General features: G+C 31.7%; 5 protein-coding genes, 1 other RNA gene and 1 pseudogene. 6 read left to right on the top strand and 1 reads right to left on the bottom strand.

The features are described 5' to 3' along the window. From QZ260_RS12905 to QZ260_RS12885, 5 genes are all read left to right on the top strand, one after another. Positions 1-568, top strand: a 568-nt coding sequence (locus tag QZ260_RS12905) for a hypothetical protein (protein WP_295986924.1), incomplete at its 5' end; no start/stop codon positions are given. Then, positions 516-1,373 (top strand): DUF3822 family protein, encoded by an 858-nt coding sequence (locus QZ260_RS12900; protein WP_295986923.1) that lies wholly within the window; start codon positions 516-518, stop codon positions 1,371-1,373. The genes QZ260_RS12905 and QZ260_RS12900, both read left to right, overlap by 53 nt. Further along, complete coding sequence (gene rsmD, locus QZ260_RS12895; protein ID WP_295986922.1) at positions 1,373-1,912, top strand: 16S rRNA (guanine(966)-N(2))-methyltransferase RsmD; 540 nt, start codon at positions 1,373-1,375, stop codon at positions 1,910-1,912. Before QZ260_RS12900 ends, rsmD begins: the two co-directional genes overlap by 1 nt. 173 nt (positions 1,913-2,085) lie before the next feature. Next, positions 2,086-2,619, top strand: coding sequence for a nuclear transport factor 2 family protein (locus QZ260_RS12890; RefSeq protein ID WP_295986920.1), 534 nt, complete (start codon positions 2,086-2,088; stop codon positions 2,617-2,619). Between the two features lie 24 nt (positions 2,620-2,643). Further along, positions 2,644-3,396 carry a hypothetical protein gene (locus QZ260_RS12885; protein WP_295986918.1) on the top strand — a complete coding sequence of 251 codons (753 nt, stop codon included), beginning with the start codon at positions 2,644-2,646 and terminating at the stop codon, positions 3,394-3,396. A 59-nt stretch (positions 3,397-3,455) separates the two neighbouring features. Here the strand turns inward: QZ260_RS12885 and rnpB are convergent. Beyond that, positions 3,456-3,831: RNase P RNA component class A (gene rnpB / locus QZ260_RS12880), an RNA gene on the bottom strand. A gap of 432 nt (positions 3,832-4,263) precedes the next feature. Between rnpB and QZ260_RS12875 the strand changes: the two are divergent. Next, positions 4,264-4,401, top strand: a pseudogene (locus QZ260_RS12875) (DNA polymerase III subunit gamma/tau); the annotation flags it as partial.

Here is a 4,401-nt window from a genome sequence, read left to right as displayed (position 1 = left end):
TCAATTTAATAAAGTAAAAAATAAGCGTTACTCTATAGTTATTGAGAGTTTGAAAGATATTAGAGATTCTCAATTAGCGCACAGACAGGTTACTGGTAAATTTGCTAAAGATTTTGATGGCTTAATAAAGTTTATTGATACGGCTGAATACACTATCACTCAACGTAGAGATTCTAGTATTATTGATGAGGATTTAACCAAAAGATATGGCGTTGATACATATAAAGATATTATTATTGTGGATACTCTAGGTTTCGTTTCTGTAAAAGATTCCTTATTCAAAACTTCTAATCATTATAAGAACATGATGAATGTTCCCGTAGGTGAAGAAGGGGCAAAATTTAAAATGCAAGCCGGTTTCTTAGAACAAAATAATATAAAAATACCTGTTTTTGAAGCTGTTGTAAAAAAGAGTGTTCTTTTAAATGATCAAAGTAAAGATTTAATAATACAGGAAAATCAAGTGGTATCTGTTGATGGTGTTAATGGTGATGCTCTAAAAGTAGGTTCTATGGATGAAGTTAACACTAACGGAAACTGGCCAAAAACATATGGCGATAACGAATAACAGTTCTAACAAATTAAATAATCTAGAATTGTCCATTCAACTAAGTTTGAGTGGACTTTCTTTTTGTATACTAAACAAAGATTCTAATACTATAATTGAAGTAAAGGAATTGCGCTTTGAAAAACGTTTAAACCCATTTGAAGTTTTAGACGAATTAAAAGTTTTATTTGAAAATGAAAGTACTTTGAATAATAGCTTTACTAATGTAACTATTGTTCATAATAACGATTTATCTACACTAGTTCCAGAGGCATTATTTAATAAAAATCACGTAGCAGATTACTTAAAATTCAACTCTAAAATTCTTAAGTCAGATTTTATAGCTTATGATAGTATTTTAGAAAATAGTAGTGTTAATGTTTATGTCCCTTATATTAATATAAACAATTACATCTACGATAAATTTGGTACGTTTATTTTCAAGCATATATCATCGGTTTTAATTGAGTCTATTTTACGAATTGAAAAAGCTTCAACCACACCTAAAGTATATATTCATGTTAGTCTTAACCACTTTGAAATTATTATAATTAAAGAAGGCAAACTAGAACTTTATAATACATTTGTTTATAATTCAAAGGAAGATTTTATTTACTATATTCTCTTTACTGCCGAACAATTAAATCTTAACCCAGAAACACTTAATTTAGTTTTTATTGGCGATATTACTGAGGATGACGAAATCTATAATATAGCCTATAAATACATCAGAAACATAAGTTTTGGTAATAGAAACGATGATTTTGAATACATAGACAAGCCAAAATCAAATTACTCTAATTTCACTTTATTAAAAAGCATTTAATGCGTATTATTTCAGGATTATATAAAAGTAGAAAGATTATTGCACCTAAAAACTTACCTGTTCGCCCTACGACAGATATGGCTAAAGAATCTTTATTTAATATTATTAATAACCTGTATTACTTTGATGATATTTCTGTACTTGATTTGTTTGCTGGAACTGGAAATATAAGCTATGAATTTGCCTCAAGAGGTACCGAACAAATTACAAGTATTGATCAAGATTTTGGTTGCGTCAAGTTTATCAACAAAACTACCGAAATGTTTGAAATGCCCATTCAAACTATAAAAAGTGATGTTTTCAAATTCTTAGAAAAAACGTCGTTACAGTCAAATATTATTTTTGCAGATCCACCTTATAATTTTACTGACGAGCAATTTGAAAAAATCCCTGAGCTCATTTTTAAAAACAATTTATTACTTGATGATGGTTTGCTTATAGTAGAACATTCTAAACATACAGACTTATCAAAGCTTGAAAATTTTAGTTATTCAAAAAGCTATGGTGGTAATATGTTTTCCTTTTTTGAAACTACTTAAATAAATTTTTATTTTTGTAATTACTTTTTTTTCAGTACATTAGAGCTCCTCTAAGATTTAATTAAGGGTCACCCCCGACTCTATACATGCTTTTATCTCAACAAAAAAGTATACTTTTTTCTGCAATTGTTCATGGTTTTTGTTTGAATACTAACCTTTAAACCATAAACAAAATGAAAAAACTTTTTTTATTAGGATTCGCGGTTATACTATTTGCCGCTTGTCAAAACAACCAAAAACAATTTACTAGGACTTCACTAGAAATTGATGTAGCTAAAGCCTTATTAAAGGATTATCATGCAGGCGATTGGGAAGCTTGGGCAACTCATTATGCAGACACGGCCAAGATTTTCCACAATACTTGGGATGAAAGTAAGGGCACTACACCTGAAGAAACTGCCAACTCATTGAAGGCTATACTTAACAATATGTCTAGCTATCATTTTGAAGAGGAAGATGACCTTCCTTGGTATGAAATGGTTACTAACGACAAAGGAAGCACATGGGTTTACTTTTGGGGAAATTGGAAAGGTACGCTAGCTGCTAATAATAAAGAATTAAAAATCCCAGTGCATCTAGCCTTAAAATTTGCTAATGGAAAAATAGCTCGAGAAGAAGGGTTTTATAATCTTTCAGAATTTACGGCGGCACTCCGAGATATTGAAGCTGCTAAAATGAATACTGAAGCTAGCGAAGAAAATAATTAAAGTGATTAACCAATATTATAAATTATGAAAACTACTAAAACAACTTTTTTACTAGCATTATTTTTATGCTTCACTTTTAACCTTTCACAAGCGCAACAAGCTTATCAAGTCCACCAAGACAATGTGAAGCCGTCTATGTTAATGGAATATGAAAAAATAGCTAAAGAATTTAATGCTGCAAGCATTGAACACAACTTACAAACCTCTTGGTTTACTGCCATGAGTAACGATTTTAGATATTATTATATCACACCAATTAAAAACTTTGCAGAATTAGATGAGCGTCCAATGGCTGATATGGCAAAAGCTATGGGTGATACATTTGGTGAGATGTTTGATCGTTTTGATAAATGTTATGATTCTCACGGAACCTATATAATAATGAAAGACGATGCGCTATCATATATGCCAGAAGGTAAAAGTGATGCTCCTGCTGATGAAAACTACCGCAAGTGGTTTTACATGTACTACGCTCCCGAAAATGCAAAAAATATGAGAGAGGGCATGATGGCGGTGAAAGCATTCTTTGCTGCTAAAGGTTCTACTGAATATTATCGTGTATACCGAAATGGTTTTGGTCAAATGGAACACTACTATATGGTTTCCGTTTCTGCTAAAGATGAAATAGACTCTGCTACAAGAGGAAAAGTAAATGAACAAGTTTTAGGACCGGACAGATGGGACGTTTTTAGTAAAATCATGAAATATGCAACACGAATGGAAGAAATAAGTGGCGAAATGCGTCCAGATTTATCCTATTCACCAAAAACAGAATAAGATTTAACCAACCATATTTATACTTCAAACCCTTCTTGAAATTCAAGAAGGGTTTGTTATATCTAAGTAAATCTATAAGCCGAATTCTGTACTCTATAAAGAGCCCTTATCATTTATCTACGTGCATTGTTACCAATACACTTTAGCTGCCTACCCTCCAACAATCGAGCGTGCCGCCCTCAAACGTTGGTATACATGACATTGCACCACATAGAGTTTACCTGGTTTCACTACAGCATTACCTGTACATACTTTCTGTTGCACTTTTCCTAACCTCACGGCTGGTGGTTATTAGCCACTATGTTGCACTACGGTGTTCGGACTTTCCTCCTCAGTGCTGAACTCGTTTCAGTACCTTTTCAAATCAACTTTAAAGTCAAAAATAATAAGATACTGAAACAAGTTCAGCATAAAAGCGATAAGGCGATTTACTTAAGCACAAAATTACAATAAACAAATTCCAAAATCTAAATATATTTAAACATTTGGGCGTTCCCATAAAAAAGGGTCAGGCTTTCCACTATATCTTTTTAAAATAACATGAAGAGCAGCGAGTTACGTTACAATTTGTCAAATTTTATCTATCACAAAGTCTTAGTTTCCTTTTGTTTTTAAAAAGTATGCCGTTGCAATCCTTAACGCTATTGCTAGCTTAGGTATTAATTAGAAAAGTTAGTTTTTATAAAGAGGCCGTTTAAGGCTTTTGTATATCGGTTGTTAAACGAGAATATTTTTTTATTCTGATAAAGGCAATTAAAATTTAATCTTACAAACCGTTTACCTTTGTTAACAACTCCTTTTAAACTCCTAGTTCAAAATTCCAAAGTCGTAACTGAATTTTTCACTTTGTTATCTTCAGAATTATCAATGGAACATTTTGTTGTATCGGCTCGAAAATACAGACCCCAAACTTTTAAAGACGTCGTTGGGCAGCAAGCCATTACAAACTCTTTACTAAATGCTATTGATAATAATCATCTATCTCAAGCCTTATTATTTACAGGG

This window comes from uncultured Algibacter sp., from assembly GCF_905480415.1.
Classification (GTDB): domain Bacteria; phylum Bacteroidota; class Bacteroidia; order Flavobacteriales; family Flavobacteriaceae; genus Algibacter_B.
Note: the sequence above shows the minus strand (reverse complement) of the source record. Positions and strands in the feature narration are given on the sequence as shown.